This is a genomic window from Pseudomonas sp. COR18 (assembly GCF_048568395.1).
Taxonomy (GTDB): domain Bacteria; phylum Pseudomonadota; class Gammaproteobacteria; order Pseudomonadales; family Pseudomonadaceae; genus Aquipseudomonas; species Aquipseudomonas fuscovaginae_B.
Genome location: NZ_CP183808.1, coordinates 2,236,704 through 2,255,058, shown reverse-complemented (window position 1 = coordinate 2,255,058; position 18,355 = coordinate 2,236,704). Strand labels below are relative to the sequence as shown.

Here is an 18,355-nt window from a genome sequence, read left to right as displayed (position 1 = left end):
GTCAGGCCTCGGTCGGGTACAGCGATTCCAGGTTCAGCAGCGTCAGCAGTTCCCGGGCGGTGTCCGAGACCCGGCTGACGGTGGCCGGATGGTCGATGGACGACAGCGCCCGCTGGATTGCCAGGAGCAGTTGCGCGCCGGCGCTGTCCAGTTCGTTCAGGCCGCCCAGGTCCAACTGCCAGGGCCCCGGGGGCAATGGCAGCAGGCCGAGCAACTGCTCGCGCGCCATGCTGACTTCGTAGAGGGTCAGGTCGCCCTGCAGGCGCAGTTGCGCGGGCATGTCGTCGGTGGCGGGCGTCAGCGAGAACATGGCGGGTTATCCCAGCAGTTTTTCGACGGCCGCCAGCAGTTGCTGCGGTTGGAATGGCTTGACGATCCAGGCCTTGGCGCCGGCGGCCTGGCCTTCGGCCTTCTTCGACTGCTCGCTTTCGGTGGTGAGCATGATGATCGGCGTGAAGCGGTACTCGTTGCGCGCCTTGACCTCTTTCACCAGGCCGATGCCATCGAGGTTGGGCATGTTCACGTCGCTGATGATCAGGTTGATCTTCTGCCCGGTCAGCTTGTTCAGGGCATCGCGGCCGTCGCAGGCCTCGATGACCTGGTGACCGGCACTGGTCAGGCTCATCTTCACCAGTTGGCGCATGGACAGGGAGTCGTCGACGATCAGGATGGTCTTGGCCATGTTCATCACTCTTGCAAAGGGAAAAGCGGAGAGAAACTAGAAGAAGGTCACGTCGTCGCTGGCTGTCACCTGGGAGCGACCCTGTCGCTCCTCGTCGGTGGTGAAACGCTGGCGCTGGCGTTCGAGCCAGGCGGACGGATCGTTGAGGCTGGCATCCTGTTGCTCGATGGCCTCGAGCAGGTGGGCGAGGTCGGTCTGGACATGGTCGAGCATCTGGTCGGTACGGTCCTGGAACTGCAGGTTGACCATGATTGCCTGGATGTCGGCCTGGGTTTCCCGGGCGTCCCGTTGCAGCAGGCGGGAGGCGTCGGTCAGTTCGCCGAGGTTGTCGCCCAGGCGCGTCATGACCTGGGTCACCGCCTGATTGAGGAAGTCGAGGTTGGCCTGTTCGCTGCTGCCCAGCTCGGCGGCGGCGGTGATGGTGGTCTGGATCGCATGGTTGATCTCGCCGACCTTGGTGTCCATGCCCTGGCCGGTCTCGGCGGACAGGGTGGAGAGCTTGCGCACCTCGTCGGCGACCACCGAGAAGCCGCGGCCATAGTCACCGGCCCGGGCTGCCTCGATGGCGGCGTTGAGGGCCAGCAGGTTGGTCTGGTTGGCGATCTCCTGGACACGCTTGGCCATCTGCTGCAACTGACTGGCGTAGTCGCCCAGGTGGCTGATGGTGTCGAGCAGTTCGTGCTGACGCTGACTGCTGGCTTCGAACGACCGGGTCACTTCGCGCAGGCGCTCGTTGGCGTCACGCAGGCTTTCGCCGACGCCGCCGCTGCCGAGGACACCTTCGCAATTGTGCAGGCCACCTTCCAGGCGGGCAGCGATGCTGGCGAAGCGTTCGAACAGCTCGCCGATATTCGATTGCAGCAGGTGGCGGCTCTGGCCGATGCCATCGTTCCAGGCCGGGGCGATCACTGGCAGGAGGGTTTGCAGTTCGGCCGGTGCAGTGACGGTATCAGGATGTGGCGTAAGGGAGGGGGCGGCGGGGGTGTTCGGCGATTTGCCGATCTGCCGGGCGACGGTGGCGATGGCGATCAGCGCCAGGCCGGCGCCGTTGAGCAGAGGCTGGGCCAGAGAAAACCCGATGGCACTTAGTGCGATCCCTGACCAGATTCCCAGATAAATCCGCATCCCCTGCTTCCATTGCATAGCTCAAGTGGCGCGGATCATATCGGTAGCATATTGATATCAGTATCGGGATAACCCTTAATCCTGCGGGACTTCAGGCACGGTATTTCGGGTCGGGAAGGTGTTCTGGAACTGACTGGTCGGGCAGGTATTTGACTCATCATCCAATAACGGCGCCGCTTCCTGGCGTCACGACGAAAGGGCTCTAGCCGGGACCTTCTAGGAATTAGCCCTAAGGTATTTTGCCGTATGCGGATGTAATTGAATGTTACGGGCCGTTCATTCCAGGGGCGGGCTGGTCGAGAGTGGCAGCGGCGGGTGGATGGCCGCTCCCTGGCTTAAGCGTAGCGCCTGAGCAACGCGGCCCCTGGATGAGGGGCCGCGAGGCAAGGGTCAATGCACGAACAGGGCGATGAGGATGATCACCGGGATCGGTACACCCAGAAAGAACAGTAGAAGTGAGCGCATTTTCATTCTCCTCGGGTTAGTGCAGGGGCGCGGTGTGGGTCTGGTATTCGGTGCCTTGCAGGTAGACCACACCATCGCGCTGGCGACCGCCGAAGGTCGCCGCCAGGCTGGCGAAGAAGGCGCCGATCAGCAGGGCGATGAACATCCACAGGGTTGACCAGGCCGCAGCCTTGGCTGCCTGGTCGGCTACCTGCCTGGCGCTGTCCGCGGCCTGGCGGGCCTGGGCATAGACCTGGTCGACACGCTGTTCGGCCTGGACCCGGCTGAGGTTGGTGCGCTGGGCCACCAATTGCGCCAGGTAGGCACGGTCCTCGACGCTCAACTGCCCACTGCCCAGGCTGTGCACGAAGATCCGGGTGGCTACGGCGTGGGCGGCGTCCTCGCTCACCGCTGCGGGGCGGTCGTCGCGAAACAGCAGGTCGATGAAGTAGTCGGAACCACTGCTCTGGCGGGCATCGCTGCCGAGGCTGCTGGCGGCACCGGCGGCGACGGTGGCCCCAGCCTTGGCACCACCGCCGAGGACGCCACTGACGGAGCCGGCCGCCAGTGTCGCCATGAGCAGGGTCGCGACGGCCCAGGCGAGAAAACCGTGGGCGGTGTCACGGAAGTAGACCTCGTCGCCATGCACGTTGGCCCACTTCACGCGCAGTCGGCCGGCGAGATAACCGCCCATGCCCGCAGCGAGGATTTGCGTGAGAGCCAGCCAGATGATCGCCCAGATACCCAGGCCCTTGGCGCTGATACCTTCGCCCGACCAGGGCGAGATGGCGGCCAGACCCAGCCCGGAGCCGAGCATCAGCAGCAGCAGGGACAGTGCGGCGGCGGCGGCGGCCCCGGCGAAGATCGCCGCCCAGGAGACTCCCGAGTGGTTCGAGGGGTCGTGTAATGCGGCAGGATGAATTTCAGCGTTCCCGATCATTGTTGTTGTGCTCCATCAGTGAGAGACCTACAGCCTTCACGGTGGAGAAAGCAGCGGATGTGCCAAATCCTGCTTTGCTGAATAAGCAATCAATTCAAGGGGTTGGGAAGGGGGTTGGATCTTGGGACCATGCAATCTGCATGGTCGGGCAGTTTGACGGCAGGCTTTCTGCACTGGCCGATGGGAGCGGCCGAGGGAGTGCTGTTGCAGCACTCCCGGGTGAGGGGGCTCAGTCGCGCCAGTGGCGGTGTTTGCGGTGGCCATAGGCATGGCCGCGGCCACGATGGCCGTCGCGATAATGGCGATCCTCGCGGTCGCTGGAATTGCCCATGTAGTTGCCCAGCGCACCGCCTGCGCCGCCGCCTGCCGCCGCGCCGATCAGGCTGCCGGTGGTGCCGCCCATGCTGCGGCCGATGACGTTGCCGCCGGCCGCGCCCAGTGCGCCGCCGATCGCCGCTTCACCACGGCTGCGTTTGTCCGCGCCGACCGCACTGCCGCCTGCGCCGCCCAGGGCTGCGCCGATGGTCGAGCCGGTGTTGCCGCCCAGCGACTGACCGACCGCCGAACCGAGTACACCACCCAATGCGCCGCCGATACCGGCCTCAGTGGTACCTCCGGCGCAAGCCAGGCCACTGGCCAGGCTCAGGGACAACAAGAGAATCGACGAGAACTTCATTTGAGAGGAGCCTCCTAGGGATGACGGCGCGATCCTGAGGCTTGTGACAGTGGGCTTACAACGGAAATCCGACGAATAGCACGACCTGTATACAAAAAGATAACTTACTGATTTTACTAGGGAACTTAGTTGATTTCGGAAGGTCTGAGGCTACTTGAACCCCATCATTTCGCGCCTTGTGTGCGCACTGGAAGAGGCTGGCGCCGCTTCCAGAACGTCGATTCGCCCCAGCGTTTTTCCATCCCGTAGAACTGTTGCCGGTTGCCCAGGTAGGCGCTGTAGATCCGCCTGAGCAGATCCGCATAGGCGGGAAGGGCTTCGCGCTCACCATTGAGCGTGGCGTGCACGGCGCGAGCGCAATACTGGCCACAATAGAGCGCGGTGGCAATGCCTTGGGACGACAGCGGATCGAAGGCCAGTGCCGCATCGCCTACGGCCGTCCAGTGTTCGCCGTGAAATTGCGAAAGCCGTCCGCTGGCGGCATCCATGCCCTGGACGGAACTGCCGGGCTGGTAGCCGTGTTCACGACACAAGGCCGACAACAGGCGGGTATGAGCCAGTTGCTGCCACAGCCCATCGCCGCTCAGCAGCGTTTGGCGGTCGAGCAGGTCCAGGTCGCCGAGGAAGGTCACCAGCCGTTCCCCCGAGGGCAGCAGCACGCTGTACCACCAGCCGTTTGCCACCGCCTCGACCAGCGTGCGGCCATCGCGATCGGTGTCTTGCCGGCTATGCAGCAGCAGGTAGAAGGCGGTCAGCCGGTCTTCGACCTGGCGCTGGGCGCCCTGCTGACGGGCGAGTACTGCCGGGCGGCCGCCGGCGTCGATCAGCCAGCGGCATTCGGCCTGTCGCTCGCCGTCGGCGCTGGCCAGGCGCAGGCTGAAACCGGCCTCACGCGGTGTGGCGACCAGCCGGGTGGCTTCGTGGACCGCTACACCGAGCTGGCGTGCCGTGGCCCGCAACTGGGTGTCGAAGGCGAGGCGGTCCAACTGGTAGCCGCGACCCTGGGTCTGAAAGATGAAATCGTCCATGTGCGGCTCGTCCGAGCCCCACAGGGAAAGGTTGCCGTAGCTGGGACGGTGCCCGGCGGCGAGAAAGCCGTCGAGCACGCCCAGGTCGGCGAGCAGCGAGCGGGCGGCGGGCGGAAAGCCCTCGCCCACCCGGAAGCGCCCGATGGGCGCGGAGTCGGCCAGCAGCACCCGCCGACCCAGGCGCGCCAGGGTGATGGCGGTAGCGGAGCCGGCCGGGCCGCCGCCGACGATGGCGACGTCGTAGCGCTCCATTTAGCGCGACCGTCTCCCGCCGCGTGGCGCCTGCTCGGCGTCTTCCTGGCTGCTGAAGTTGGCGCCCCGTGGTGGCCGTGGTGCCCCCGCGGTGTCGTCCGTCGGCGCGCCCGCCGCGACGAAGTCGGCAGCCAGCACCGGGCTGGCGAAGGTCTGGCTCGTGGGGATCTGCGGCCCGTAGCTGGCAACCATCATGGTGTTCGGATAGAGCGGGCTGTCGAAAACGTGCTTGCGCACTTCCAGCAGGCCCATGGAGCCGAAGATATCCACCATCGTGGTCATCTGCTTGGCCGTTGGAGTTTTCGGACCCTCCACCAGCAGCGGAGCGTTCCAGTTGCTGCGCTCGACGAATGCGTCCAGACGCTGCGCGGGTTGGGTGGCGGGGTCGACGATCAGCTCGTAGTCCACATCGCTGAGCACCTGGTTGGGGACCCGCGCTGGCCAGAAGGTCGCGACGAACGGGCTGTAGGCCTGATCGTAGCCGCCCCGGCAATAGGCGGTATCGGCCTGCCAGGGCAAGCCCATCCAGCGGTTCAGGTCGCCGGGTCCTTGCCCATACAGCGGACCGCCGACGGCCAGGGCCTGGGTCTGGTTCAGGGTCGGGCCGTAGTCGGGCTGGGGGCTGCCGGCTGGCCGTTGGCGGATTCGCCAGGGCTTGGTGTACAGCGACAGATGGCGCATCGGCCAGGTCAGCTCGCAGCCGGGGTGGAAGGCGTCGGCCAGGCAGAAATCCAGGGCCGCCCGGTCGAGCATGGCCGGTTGTTCCCACAGGGGGACCAGGTCCAGGCGATCTGCCGGTGGTTTGCCCGGCCAGTCGGACTCGAATTGGCCGGCGGCCCAGTGTTGCAGAACCTGGTACTGGGTCTGGGTGATGGACGAATACTGCTGTGGGCTCGGGGCGTCCATGTAGTCGCCATAGATCCACGGCCAAGGCAACGGGTTGCTGTCGGTGGGGGTGGGCAGGCGGAAACTATTGAGAATTTCCCGGCGGGTTTCCTGGTATACGTCATAGTTGCCCGGAGTCGGTTTGCTCGCCAACTGGGCGATGAAAACCGGGTCTTCGAAGTTGTAGCGGCCGTTGTGGCCGAACTGGGTGGCGAAGCCCTGGTTGACCCATTGCAAGCCTGTCAGCCGCTGCAGGATCGGGTACACATCGTCGCGGAAGGATACGCAGGTGCGGGCCGGCAGCCAGGCGGCCTGGATGAACAGGTCGTAGGTCAGGTCATAGAGCGTGCGCACCGACTTGACCTGGGGCGCGTAGTTGGGCGGTGCGGTCACGACCCAGGCCGGCTCCACAGGGATCGACCGGCCGCCGATGCTGACCTGGGCGTTGATCGGTCCATCGCTGGTGTCGTCGTACCAGCCATCGGCGTTGATGAAGCTGTTGTCGTCCTTGGGGTTGAAGATCGGCGTGTTCCGGGGCGAGGCCGATACACCGCGGCCGCCGAGGAACAGCAGGCGACCCTGGGCATCGGTGCGCAACTCACCCAGATACACTGGCACGCCTTCGTACTGGCCGTTGAACTCGACACCGGCCTGGTTCGTGCCGCGGATGCTTTGCAGGCCGCCGTCGATGGCCAGGGCTGCACGGGCCTTGGGGTCCTTGATCTCGGCATTGCGCAGGGGCAGCACCTTGCTGGCGGCTTCGGGAATATCCATCGCCAACTGCCACTGGTACCACTGCGCCTTGCGGTTGGCGACATGGGCCGACCAGGTGATCTCGGCGTCTTGCGCGGTCAGTTCGGCGACCACCTCTCCAGCCAGGTTGTAGCCATAGATGCGGAACTCGGCGGCCTGGCGCTTCAGTGCACCCTGGGCGTCCCGGTAGAAGCCCAGTGGCTCGGGCCGCGGCTCGGTCACCTGGGGGCCGATGAAGTAGTCCGATTCACTGTTGCCGACCCGCGCCACGCCGATCGCGGGATGGATCGCGGCGCTGACGATGCGCTTGTCCTTGGGAGGGGTTTGGCTGCCGTGGTGATGCGGGGTATGGCCGGGGGTGATCGACATGAGTGCTCTCCGCGTTCCGTGCTAAAGAGGATGTGCCCGACCTGCGGGCAGGATCCCTGGGCGGGTGCCGGTCAGCACCGTCGGATGAGGGCGTGAGGAGCACCGCCCGCAGACTCTAGTAAAGGGCTTGAGGTTTGTCGAATGGCTTTTTGCTATTACGGCGGGAGATTCCCCGGGCACCTCTGGCAAGGCGTCCGGGGCGGCTCGGATCAACTGGCCTGGGCGAGGATCAGGCCGTTCTCGCTGGCCATTTCCAGGCGGATCGCGACGAACTTGGAGGTCGGGGTGTGGCTGCCGTCGCCGACGCTTTCCAGCGGCACCAGCGGGTTCACTTCCGGGTAGTAGGCAGCGGCCTGGCCGGCGGGGATGTCGAACGCCAGCAGGGTGAAGCCCTTGACCCGGCGCTCGCGGCCGTCTTCCCAGAGCGACACGATGTCGACCTTCTGCCCCGGCTTGAAGCCCAGGCGGATGATGTCCGCCTCGTTGACGAACAGCACCTCGCGCTGGCCCTTGACCCCACGGTAGCGGTCGTCGAGACCATAGATGGTGGTGTTGTACTGGTCGTGGGAACGCATCGACTGCAGGATCAGGTCCGGCTTCCTGCCCGTGGCGTGGGTGAGCTCGTGGATCAGGTCGCTCGGCAGGCCGTTGGAGCGGAAGTTCGCCCGGCCCGAAGGCGTGTTCCAGCGCCGGGCGCCGGCGGCGTTGCCCAGGTAGAAACCGCCCGGGTGCCCGATACGCTGGTTGAAGTCCTTGAAGCCGGGAATGGTGTCGGCGATCAGGTCGCGGATGCGGTTGTAGTCGCCCACCAGCCAGTTCCAGTCCACCGGGTGCGAGCCGAGGGTCGCGGCGGCGATGCCGGCGATGATCGCCGGTTCCGAGCGCATCTGTTTCGACAGCGGCTGCAACTGGCCGTTGGAGGCGTGGACCATGCTGAACGAGTCTTCCACGGTCACCGCCTGGGTGCCTTCGGCCTGCAGGTCGATGTCGGTGCGGCCCAGGCACGGCAGGATCAGCGCTTCCTTGCCGTGGGTCAGGTGGCTGCGGTTGAGCTTGGTGCTGATCTGCACGGTCAGGTCACAGTTGCGCAGGGCTTCGAAGGTCCGCGGGCTGTCCGGGGTGGCCTGGGCGAAGTTGCCGCCGAGGCCGATGAACACCTTGGCGCGGCCCTCGAGCATGGCATGGATGGCTTCGACCACGTTATGGCCGTTGCTGCGCGGTACCTTGAACTGGAAGCGGCGTTCCAGGGCGTCGAGCAGGGCCACCGGTGGGCGCTCGTTGATGCCCATGGTGCGGTCGCCCTGCACGTTGCTGTGGCCGCGTACCGGGCACAGGCCTGCGCCCGGCCGGCCGATGTTGCCGCGCAGCAACATCAGGTTGGCGATTTCCTGGATGGTCGCCACCGAATGGCGGTGCTGGGTGATGCCCATGGCCCAGCACATGATGACGCTCCTGCTCTTGGCGTACATCCGCGCCGCCTGCTCGATTTCGACCAGGGGCAGGCCCGATTGCGAGACGATCTGTTCCCATGGGGTGTCGTCGATGGCGGCCAGGTAGTCGAGCACGTTGGCGGTGTGTTCGTTGAGGAAGTCATGGTCGAACACCGACGGCTCGTTCGCCGCCTGGGCCTCGCGCTCCCATTGCAGCAGGAACTTGGCCATGCCGCGCAGCACGGCCATGTCGCCGCCCAGGGCCGGGCGGAAGTAGGCGGTGTTGGTCGGCTTGTTGCCGTTGGTGAGCATTTCCAGCGGGTGCTGGGGATGCTGGAAGCGCTCCAGGCCGCGCTCCTTGAGCGGGTTGATGCAGACCACCTGGGCACCGCGTTTCACGGCTTCACGCAGCGGTTCGAGCATGCGCGGGTGGTTGGTGCCGGGGTTCTGGCCCCAGACGAAAATCGCGTCGGCGTGTTCGAAGTCGTCGAAGGTCACGGTGCCCTTGCCGACCCCGACGCTCTGCGCCAGGGCCACGCCGCTGGCCTCGTGGCACATGTTCGAGCAATCGGGGAAGTTGTTGGTGCCGAAGGCCCGGACAAACAGTTGATACAGGTACGCCGCCTCGTTGCTGGCCCGACCCGAGGTGTAGAACTCGGCCTGGTCGGGGCTGTCGAGGTTCAGCAGGTGCTTGGCGATCAGCGCGTACGCCGCGTCCCAACTGATGGGCTTGTAGCGGTCGGTGGCCGGGTCGTAGCTCATCGGCTCGGTCAGGCGGCCCTGGTACTCGAGCCAGTAATCGGACTGCTCGAACAGCGAGCTGACGCTGTGCTTGGCAAAGAACGCGGCATCCACCCGACGCTTGGTGGCTTCCCAGTTGACGGCCTTGGCGCCGTTCTCGCAGAACTTGACCATGCCGCTTTCCGGCGAGTCGCCCCAGGCGCAGCCGGGGCAGTCGAAGCCGCCGTTCTGGTTGGTCTTGAGCATCATGCGGATGTTCTTCAGCGCGTTGTCGCTGGTCAACCAGGCCTGGGCCACGCTGATCAGTGCGCCCCAGCCGCCGGCCGGACCCTTGTAGGGCTTGTAGCGTGGGGTCGGGATCTGGTCGGCTTGATTATGATTGCTCACGCGGGATTCTCCATCGCAGGGCTGTAGACCCGCGGCGCACTTTTCTGCGGCAGGTGAATAAGATTGAGGTTGTGCCGACGCGCCCATTGCAGCGCCAGGCCAGTGGGGGATGACAGGCTGACCAGGGTCTGGATGCCGGCCCGCAGCACTTTCTGGATCAATTCGAGACTGCAGCGGCTGGTGACGATGGCCACGCCACCGGCGGTCGGGATCTGTTGGCGGACCAGCGCGCCGATCAGCTTGTCGAGGGCGTTGTGCCGGCCGATGTCTTCGCGGCCCAGCAGCAGTTCGCCCTGATCGTTCATGAACACGGCGGCATGCACGGCACCGCAGTGCTGGCCCAGCGGCTGGAAGGCGCTGATGCGTTGGCGCAGGTCGACCAGCCAGGCGGCCGGCGGCAGTGGTGCGCCAGGCAGTACGTTCAGTTCCGGCAGGGCCTGCTCCAGCGCCTCGACGCCGCACAGGCCGCAGCCGCTGGTGCCGGCCAGTTGTCGGCGCTGCTGCTTGAGACTCCAGAACGCGCGGCTGGAAATCTCCACTTCGGCGTAATGGGCAGCGCCATTGCTGGTCAGTTTCAGGTCGTAGAGTTCGGTGGCGTCATGGATGATGCCGCTGCCGAGGCTGAAACCGACGATGAAGTCTTCCAGGTCGGTGGGCGTGACCAGCATCACGGCCTGGCTGATGCCGTTGTAGGCGATGGCCAGCGCGACTTCTTCGGCGAGTGAGGTCTCAGCGGCTTCGTGATGATCGAGGTCGCTGTACTGGTAGCTCTGGCTGGCGGCCGGCGCGGCTGCTGTGGTGACAGGAATCGCGCAGCCGTCTGGCTTGGCGTGCATGGAGGATTACCGGCGAAATGTACGGTGCTAAGACTAGGCGCGGCAAAAGGTCACGTCTAATCGCTAGTACTGATCCTCCGATAGATGATGTCGATCAAAGTCCGCTTGGCGATTTCTGATAAAGCCTGAAGCAGGCTTCGGCCAGGGCCGAGCGCGGCGCGCCACGACGCATGATCAGGCCGAGGTTGGCCAGGGTCCGGGCATTTTCGATCGGTTGCAGGCTCAGGTGGTCGGTCAGGGTCTCAAGGCCGCTGTTGAGCGGCATGATCGCGCAGCACAGGCCGCCATTCACGGCTTGCAACAATTGATGAACGGCGTCGGTCTGCAGCAGCGGTTGTGGGCTCAGGCCACGGCTGTGGAAGTTGTGGTCGATGGACTGGCGAAAGTGCATGCCGCTGGTGAGCATGCCCAGCGGCAGTTCGGTCAGCGCCTCCCAGCTCAGCGGCTGGTCGCCGAAGTCGAAGAAGCGCTGGTCGTAGAGCAGGCCCATGGCGGTTTCGCTCAGGGGCAGGGCGTCGAAGCGCTCGGTGTCCAGGCGATCGAGGTAGGAGACGCCGAGGTCGAGGCGGTTGCTCGCCAACTGTTCGAGAATCTGTTCGGAACTGAGGGACGACAGTTCGAAGCGCAGGTCCGGGTGTTCGGCATGCAGGCGCTGCATCAGGTGCAGCGGGTCGAAGTTCGACAGCGGCACCACGCCCAGGCGCAGGGTGCCGATCAGGTTGCCGCGACAGGCGGCGGCCTCGGCCTGCAGGCCATCGTAGGCCGCCAGCACGGTGCGGGCCCAGGCCAGCACTCGTTCGCCGGGCGCGGTGAAACCCTCGAAGCGCTGGCCGCGGTTGACCAGTTGCAGGTCGAGTTCTTCCTCCAGGTTGCGCAGGCGCATGGACAGGGTCGGCTGGGTGATGTGGCAGCGTGCCGCCGCCTGGCCGAAGTGTCGCGTTTCGTCCAGGGCAATCAGGAATTTCAGCTGTTTGATGTCCATCGTCGCTCCAGGCGCGGTCCAGGCCCGGATTCTAGCGCGGTTGGGCTACGCTGAGTCATGGGTCTGTCCGGAACCTGTCGCAGACGTGCCCGGTCCAGTGGTTCGCGTCTGGATATCACCCATCAAGGAGAAGAAACCATGAGTATCCTCAGCTTCGTGAAAGAGGCGGGCGAGAAGCTGCTCGACTTGCTGACCCCGGGCAATGCCAATGCCGGCGAGCAACTCAAGGCGCATATCGCCAGGGTCGGCCTGGGCAACCCGAATGTCCAGACCACGGTGGAGGGCGACAAGGTGACGGTTACGGGCGAGGTCGCCAGCCAGGAGGAGAAGGAAAAGATCCTGCTGGCGCTGGGCAACATTGCCGGTATCGGCAGCGTCGACGACCAGCTCACGGTCAGTGGGCCGGTGCAGGCGGCCGCGCGGTTTGTCGTGGTGAAGTCGGGCGACACACTGAGCGCGATCTCCAAGGCGGTCTATGGCGACGCCAACCAGTACAACAGGATCTTCGAGGCCAACAAACCGTTGCTGTCACATCCGGACAAGATTTATCCGGGTCAGACGCTGCGTATTCCCGAGTAATGCACGGCCTGTAGGCTGTGTACGAAATTGTTTGAAACGCAGGTTAGGCAAGGCAAAAACCGGCGAGGAAGCGGAGTTGACTGGTTGTCAATGAGCATTCCGAGCCGGTTTTTAACGCCGCATAACCAAGTTTCAAGCGATTTCGTACATAGCCCAGGAGCAGGGCTTGCCCGCGAAGCTATTAGCGCCCTCATGACGCGTTCGCGGGCAAGCCGGATCGCCGTACCGCCCGCTCCTACAAGTCCGCGATCAATTCGCGGTAGTCGCCCACGGCGGCGAATTCCTCGGTGTCCTTGGGCCCCTTGCGACTGTCCGGCTCGCGCACCGCCAGCAGGTGCGCGACGCCGAAGCGCCGGGCGCTGCGCAGGATCGGCAGGGTATCGTCGATGAACAGGCTGCGTGCCGGATCGAAGCCGATATCGGCCTGCAGCGCGTCCCAGAATGACGGGGATTCCTTGGCGAAGCCGTAATCATGGGAACTGATCAGGCGCTCGAAGTAGGGTGCCAGTTCGACCCGCTCCAGCTTCAGCGACAACGAATCGCGATGGGCGTTGGTGATCAGGATCACCCGCTTGCCCGCCTGGCGGATCGCCTTCAGGAAGGTGTCGGCGTCCGGACGCAGGGCGATCAGGTGCGCGGTTTCCAGCTTTAGCTCGCGCACCGGCAGCTTGAGCTCCTCGCTCCAGAAGTCCAGGCAGTACCATTGCAACTGGCCGGCGTGGTCCCGGAACAGTGAACCCAGCTCCGCCTCCGCCATGGCCAGGCTGACGCCGTGCAGCTCGGCATAGCGTCGCGGCAGGTGTTCCATCCAGAAGTGGTTGTCGTAATGCAGGTCGAGCAGGGTGCCGTCCATGTCCAGCAGAACGGTATCGATGTCGCGCCAGGGTAATGAGGGCATGGGAAACTTCTCGACCGGGAAAAAGGATATCCGACACAGACAATCGGAAAAGCCACGGTATAGTAACCCGTTAACGCCCAGGAGCCGCCATGCGCCAGAAACCCACCGTACTTGCCCGTGAAATCGTCGCCAGCAGCCGTCTGTTCCGTGTCGAGCAGGTCCAGTTGCGTTTTTCCAATGGTGTCGAGCGCACCTATGAACGACTGGTGGGCAAGGGCACCGGTTACGGTGCGGTGATGATCGTGGCGATGCTCGATGCCGAGCATGCGGTGTTGGTCGAGGAATATTGCGGTGGCACCGATGAGTACGAACTGTCGCTGCCCAAGGGGCTGATCGAGCCGGGCGAGGATGTGCTGGCGGCGGCCGAGCGGGAGCTGAAGGAAGAGGCCGGTTTCGGCGCCCGGCAACTGGAGCACCTGACCGAGTTGTCGTTGTCGCCGGGCTACATGAGCCAGAAGATCCAGGTGGTCCTGGCCAGCGACCTGTATGAAGAGCGTCTTGAGGGTGACGAGCCCGAGCCGATGCGGGTCGACCGGGTGAACCTGCGCGAGCTGGCCGGCCTGGCGCAGAACCCGCAATTCACCGAGGGTCGTGCGCTGGCGGCGTTATACCTGGCCCGTGACCTGTTGACCCAGCGTGGAGTGTTTCAACCATGAGTGATTCGTTTGTGAGCCTGCCGCATCCGTTCCTGGCCCCGGTCATCGAACTGGCCCGCCAGGCCGGCGAGGCGATCCTGCCGTTCTGGCGGGCTGATGTCGAAGTGATGGACAAGGCCGATGCCTCGCCGGTGACGGCCGCGGACCTGGCGGCGCATCACCTGATCGTCGCCGGCCTGAGCGCCTTGGCGCCGGATATCCCGGTGTTGTCCGAGGAAGACGCCGATATTCCCCGCGAGGTGCGTGCCGGCTGGCAGCGCTGGTGGCTGGTGGACCCGCTGGACGGCACCAAGGAGTTCATTTCCGGCAGTGAGGAGTTCACCGTGAACATCGCCCTGATCGAGCAGGGGCGGGTGGTGTTTGGCGTGGTTTCGATGCCGACCAGCGGTCGTGCCTATTTCGGCGGCGCCGGTCTGGGCGCCTGGCGCGCGGACCGCGGCCTGCCGCCCGAACCGATCCGGGTGCGGACCCAGCCGCCGGCCGGTAACGCGTTCACGGTGGTGGCCAGCCGTCGGCATTCCAGCCCCGAGCAGGAGCGGTTGTTGTCCGGGCTGAGTGCCAGCCTGGGTGAGCTGGAGCTGGCGAATATCGGCAGTTCGCTGAAGTTCTGTCTGCTGGCCGAAGGCGCCGCGGACTTCTATCCGCGCCTGGCGCCAACCTCCCAGTGGGATACGGCGGCGGCCCAGGGCGTACTGGAGGGGGCGGCGGTGAAGTGCTGGAACTGAGCGGCGAGCGCTTCAGTTATCCGGCGCGGGAGTCGTTGCTCAATCCGTTTTTCCTGGCCTTGCCGGAGCAGGCGTTGTGGCGGGAGCAGTTGCCGAAGATGCCGCAGGCCTAGACGTTTTACTGATTGTAGGAGCCGGGCTTGCCCGCGAACCGCCAGCGGCGGCCATCCGGAACGGTTTTGAATGGCCGCCTTTGGCGGTTCGCGGGCAAGCCCGGCTCCTACAGTGCGTGGCAGGTTCGTTTTTTGAGGGTTGCAATTACAGGGGGCTTTCAGCGGTGCAGCACGTACTGGCCGCTGAAACGCACCGCCTCGTCTTCGCTGCCGACATTCATCACCCGGGTCTCCAGGGTCAGCCGCGCCCGGCCGTAACGCTGGTAGGTGGCCAGGAATTTTTTCCAGACCTTCTCGTCCGGTGCCGCACAGATCGCCTCGGCATCGCCGGTGACCGGCAGCGGGTAGCTGATCTGGCCCTCCTGGATCACGATGTGCCCGTCCGCGATACCCGCCTCGTGCAGGCTCAGGTGCAGCCAGCCCCAGCCGGCCAGCACCGCGCCGCAGTACAGGCTGCCGCCGAACATGGTGCTCTTGTGGTTGACGTTGGGTTCCAGCGGCAGCCACAGGCGCAGTTGTCCGCCCTCCCAGCCGCCGACCTTGAGCCCCATCTCGCGTGTCAGGGGAATGTCGTGGTGCAGGATGGATTCCAGGTAGTGGCTGTCGCGGTTCATGCAGTGACCTCTGTGGTGTGATTCATTCGAGCTCCTCGCCGCCGCTGTGGCTGCCGCTGTCGAAGCTCAGGCCGTGTTTGCGCAGTTTGTCGTGCAGGGTCTTGCGCGGGATGCCGAGGGCTTCGGCGAGGCTGCGCAGGGAGCTGTGGGAGCGCGCCAGTTCGGCGGCGATCAGCGATTTCTCGAAGTGCTCGACCTGTTCGCTCAGGCCGCCAGCGCGATTGCCAACGGCGATCTGCGCATCGAGGCTTTCCGGGGCACTGTTGTCCAGCGCCAGTTCCAGGCCAAGGGCGAAACGCTCGGCGGCATTCTGCAGTTCGCGCACGTTGCCCGGCCAGCCGTGGCGCAGCAGCAGCGCCCGTTGCGCCGGCTGCAGGCCATGGGCCGGCAGGCCATGGCGGCCGCTGGCTTCGTCGGCGAAATGCTGGAACAGGACCAGCACATCTTCACCGCGTTCGCGCAGTGGCGGAATGCGCAGCGGCGCGACGTTCAGCCGGTAGTACAGGTCGGCGCGGAAGCGGCCCTGATCGGCGGACTGGCGCAGGTCCTCCTTGGTCGCGGCGATGATGCGGATATCCAGCGGGATCTGCTGGTTGCCGCCCAGGCGTTCGACCACCCGCTCCTGCAACAGGCGCAGCAGCTTGACCTGGACATCCAGGCTCATGCTTTCGATTTCATCGAGGAACAGGGTGCCGCCGTTGGCGAATTCGAACTTGCCGATCCGGCGTTTCTGCGCGCCGGTGAAGGCGCCCGGTTCGTGGCCGAACAACTCGCTTTCCACCACCGACTCGGCCAGGGCGCCGGCGTTGATCGCCACGAAGGGGCCGTTGCGCCGGTTCGACAGGTCATGCAGGGCACGGGCGACGACTTCCTTGCCGGCGCCGGTTTCGCCGAGGATCAGCACGTCGGCCTTGGTCGCCGCGAGGGCGCCGATCTGTTCACGCAGGCGCTGCATCTGCGGCGAGTGGCCGAGCAACCGGGTCGCCAGTTGCTGGCGATCGCTCAGGGCCAGGCGCAGGCTGCGGTTGTCCAGCACCAGGCGGCGCAGGGCCAGGGCGCGGCGCACGCTGTCGAGCAGGGCATCGCTGGCGAAGGGTTTTTCCAGAAAGTCATAGGCCCCGGCGCGCATCGCCTGGACCGCCAGCGGCACGTCGCCATGGCCGGTGATCAGCAGCACCGGCAGCTCCGGGTCCTGGGCATGCAGCTCGTTGAGCAGTTCGATGCCGTCCATGCCCGGCATGCGGATATCGCTGACGACCACACCCGGCCAGTCGCGCTCGATGCGCGCGGCCAGGCCACGGGCCTCGGCCAGCGGCAGGATCTTCAGGCCGGCCAGATCCAGGGTCTGGCTCAGGGCTTGGCGCAGGTGGGGATCGTCGTCGATCAGTACCACCTGGGTCTGGTGGTCGATATTCATACACTCGAGTCCTCGGCCGGTTGCAGGCTGACGCCGGGGGCGCCGGCGCGCATCCGCAGGGTTATCAGGGCGCCGCCTTCACGGTGGTTGGCAAACAGCAGTTCGCCGCCGAAGGCGCGCATCAGGGAATCACAGATCGCCAGGCCCAGGCCGAGCCCCTGGGTGCGCGTCTTGGTGGTGTAGAACGGCTCGCCGGCGCGACCCAGGGCTTCCAGGCAGAAACCCGGGCCGTTGTCGCGAATGGTCAGGGTCACGCCTTCCGGCGATTCCTGGGCACTGAGCCACAGCTTGCGCGGCGGGGCCTTTTCGGTCAGGGCGTCGAGGGCGTTTGCCAGCAGGTTGCCGAGCACCTGGCGCAACCGGGTTTCGCCGGCCTCGACCCACAGCGCGGCGGCCGGCAGGTCACGGATCAGTTCGACTTCCATCGCCCGTCGGCGCTTGGCCAGCAGGGCCAGGGCGTCGTCGAGCGCCGGCTGCAGGGCCACGCTTTCCGGGGCATGCCGGTCGCGGCGGGCGAACGCGCGCAGGTGGGCGATGATCGACGCCATGCGTCCGGTCAGCTCGCTGATCAGCTTGAGGTTGCCGCGGGCGTCGTCGGTGCGTTGGTGATCGAGCAGCACTTCGGCGTTTTCCGCGTAGCTGCGGATCGCCGCCAGTGGCTGGTTGAGTTCGTGGCTGATGCTTGCCGACATGGTGCCCAGGGCCGAAAGCTTGCCGGCCTGGACCAGATCGTCCTGGGCGCGCACCAGTTCCTGCTGGGCGTGCTCGCGCTCCAGTACTTCCTGCTTGAGTCGGCGGTTGAGGCCTTCCAGGTCGCTGGTCCGCTCGGCGACGCGCATTTCCAGTTCGCGGCGGGCCTTGGCCTCGAAGGCGATTCGCTCCAGGTAATGCCGCCGGCGCTGCATCATCAGCCCGAGCAGCAGCATCAGCACCAGCAGGGTCGCGCCGCCGACCGCGACGACGGTGCGCACGGGGCGATCGATCAGCGTCCGCGGGGCGAGGATGCTGACGCTCCAGCCGGTTTCGTCGATCTGCCGGGTCTGGGTCAGCCAGGCCGTGGGGTTGAGGTTCAGCGGCTGCGGATTGCGCGTCGGGTAGGGCTGGACGGCGGTGATGGCATCGCGTTCGTTGCCGTCCAGGGGGCGGGTCGCACGAAAGCGCCACTCCGCCCGCGAGGTCAGGATCACCACGCCATTGTGGTCGGTCACCAGCAGTTGTTCGGGGGTCTTGCCCCAGAGGCTTTCGGTGTGGTCCAGGTCGACCTTGACCACCAGCGCGCCGATCACCTTGTCGCCGTCGCGTACCGCCGCGGCGAAGAAGTAGCCACGCTTGCCCGAGGTGGTGCCGAGGCCGAAGAAACGCCCGAGCCGACCGGCCATGGCTTCGCTGAAGTAGGGCCGGAAAGCGAAATTGCGGCCGACGAAGCTGTCGTGCTTGTCCCAGTTGGAGGCAGCCAGGGTCTTGCCGCTGGTGTCCATCAGGTACATGACTTCGGCACCGGTCTGGTTGCAGATGTCGCGCAGCAGGCTGTTGGCGCTTTCCAGACGCAGGCTCTGGTCCGGCTCGGCGAGTACGGCGCGCAGGGCCGGCAGGTCGCCGAGGATCTGCGGCAGGACCTCGTAGCGGTGCAGGGTACCCAGCAGGTTGGCGACGTAGAGGTCGAGGGTCTGGCGATTCTGGCTCACCAGTTCGCTGCGGTAGTAACGCTCGGCGAGATGTTCCAGTGGCCACAGCAGCGGCGCCAGGCACAGGAACAGCAGGGCCAGGCTGCGCCAGCGGGGTCTGCGGGGAATGGGTGGAGTCGTGATCATCGGGAATGCGCC

General features: G+C 65.6%; 16 protein-coding genes and 1 pseudogene. 3 read left to right on the top strand and 14 right to left on the bottom strand.

Translation table 11 applies throughout. From position 1 onward, the window contains the following. Position 1 precedes the first annotated feature (1 nt). From ACM62G_RS10395 to ACM62G_RS10350, 10 genes are all read right to left on the bottom strand, one after another. Positions 2 to 310: an STAS domain-containing protein gene (locus tag ACM62G_RS10395; protein ID WP_054060802.1), complete on the bottom strand. Its 309-nt coding sequence runs from the start codon at positions 308 to 310 to the stop codon at positions 2 to 4. Between the two features lie 6 nt (positions 311 to 316). Next, a complete protein-coding gene (locus ACM62G_RS10390; RefSeq protein WP_054060801.1) occupies positions 317 to 682 on the bottom strand; it encodes a response regulator in 366 nt (121 codons plus the stop codon). A gap of 36 nt (positions 683 to 718) precedes the next feature. Beyond that, positions 719 to 1,807, bottom strand: coding sequence for a methyl-accepting chemotaxis protein (locus ACM62G_RS10385; protein WP_419737105.1), 1,089 nt, complete (start codon positions 1,805 to 1,807; stop codon positions 719 to 721). Between the two features lie 481 nt (positions 1,808 to 2,288). Beyond that, entirely contained in the window at positions 2,289 to 3,191 is a 903-nt protein-coding gene (locus tag ACM62G_RS10380) for a hypothetical protein (RefSeq protein ID WP_419737104.1), read from the bottom strand. Between the two features lie 229 nt (positions 3,192 to 3,420). Further along, a complete protein-coding gene (locus tag ACM62G_RS10375) occupies positions 3,421 to 3,867 on the bottom strand; it encodes a glycine zipper domain-containing protein (RefSeq protein ID WP_054062028.1) in 447 nt (148 codons plus the stop codon). Between the two features lie 164 nt (positions 3,868 to 4,031). Beyond that, positions 4,032 to 5,147: a tryptophan 7-halogenase gene (locus ACM62G_RS10370; RefSeq protein WP_419737103.1), complete on the bottom strand. Its 1,116-nt coding sequence runs from the start codon at positions 5,145 to 5,147 to the stop codon at positions 4,032 to 4,034. Beyond that, positions 5,148 to 7,154 carry a LodA/GoxA family CTQ-dependent oxidase gene (locus ACM62G_RS10365; protein ID WP_419737102.1) on the bottom strand — a complete coding sequence of 669 codons (2,007 nt, stop codon included), beginning with the start codon at positions 7,152 to 7,154 and terminating at the stop codon, positions 5,148 to 5,150. 209 nt (positions 7,155 to 7,363) lie between these two features. Next, positions 7,364 to 9,712: an FdhF/YdeP family oxidoreductase gene (locus tag ACM62G_RS10360; protein WP_419737101.1), complete on the bottom strand. Its 2,349-nt coding sequence runs from the start codon at positions 9,710 to 9,712 to the stop codon at positions 7,364 to 7,366. Continuing rightward, a complete protein-coding gene (gene fdhD, locus ACM62G_RS10355; RefSeq protein WP_054062031.1) occupies positions 9,709 to 10,548 on the bottom strand; it encodes a formate dehydrogenase accessory sulfurtransferase FdhD in 840 nt (279 codons plus the stop codon). The genes ACM62G_RS10360 and fdhD overlap by 4 nt, the downstream gene beginning before the upstream one ends. Positions 10,549 to 10,642: 94 nt before the next feature. Beyond that, a complete protein-coding gene (locus ACM62G_RS10350) occupies positions 10,643 to 11,530 on the bottom strand; it encodes a LysR family transcriptional regulator (protein WP_054060342.1) in 888 nt (295 codons plus the stop codon). 138 nt (positions 11,531 to 11,668) lie between these two features. Here ACM62G_RS10350 and lysM point away from each other — a divergent pair, with 138 nt between their 5' ends. Continuing rightward, complete coding sequence (gene lysM / locus ACM62G_RS10345) at positions 11,669 to 12,109, top strand: peptidoglycan-binding protein LysM (RefSeq protein ID WP_416771348.1); 441 nt, start codon at positions 11,669 to 11,671, stop codon at positions 12,107 to 12,109. Positions 12,110 to 12,344: 235 nt separating this feature from the next. On the opposite strand, the gene yrfG is transcribed toward lysM, so the two are convergent. After that, entirely contained in the window at positions 12,345 to 13,007 is a 663-nt protein-coding gene (gene yrfG, locus ACM62G_RS10340) for a GMP/IMP nucleotidase (RefSeq protein ID WP_054060340.1), read from the bottom strand. A gap of 89 nt (positions 13,008 to 13,096) precedes the next feature. Here yrfG and nudE point away from each other — a divergent pair, with 89 nt between their 5' ends. Beyond that, complete coding sequence (nudE, locus tag ACM62G_RS10335) at positions 13,097 to 13,663, top strand: ADP compounds hydrolase NudE (protein ID WP_054060339.1); 567 nt, start codon at positions 13,097 to 13,099, stop codon at positions 13,661 to 13,663. Beyond that, a pseudogene (gene cysQ, locus ACM62G_RS10330) lies at positions 13,660 to 14,501 on the top strand (3'(2'),5'-bisphosphate nucleotidase CysQ). The gene nudE and the pseudogene cysQ overlap by 4 nt, the downstream one beginning before the upstream one ends. A 158-nt stretch (positions 14,502 to 14,659) precedes the next feature. Here cysQ and ACM62G_RS10325 read toward each other — a convergent pair. From ACM62G_RS10325 to ACM62G_RS10315, 3 genes are read right to left on the bottom strand one after another with little or no spacing between them, the layout of a single operon-like run. Further along, positions 14,660 to 15,115: a YiiD C-terminal domain-containing protein gene (locus ACM62G_RS10325; protein ID WP_054062035.1), complete on the bottom strand. Its 456-nt coding sequence runs from the start codon at positions 15,113 to 15,115 to the stop codon at positions 14,660 to 14,662. Positions 15,116 to 15,137: 22 nt separating this feature from the next. After that, positions 15,138 to 16,532: a sigma-54-dependent transcriptional regulator gene (locus ACM62G_RS10320; RefSeq protein WP_273822752.1), complete on the bottom strand. Its 1,395-nt coding sequence runs from the start codon at positions 16,530 to 16,532 to the stop codon at positions 15,138 to 15,140. Beyond that, the gene (locus tag ACM62G_RS10315; protein WP_054062037.1) at positions 16,529 to 18,343 is read right to left on the bottom strand and encodes a sensor histidine kinase; all 1,815 of its coding nucleotides are present in this window, start codon (positions 18,341 to 18,343) and stop codon (positions 16,529 to 16,531) included. Before ACM62G_RS10315 ends, ACM62G_RS10320 begins: the two co-directional genes overlap by 4 nt. Between the last annotated feature and the right edge of the window lie 12 nt (positions 18,344 to 18,355).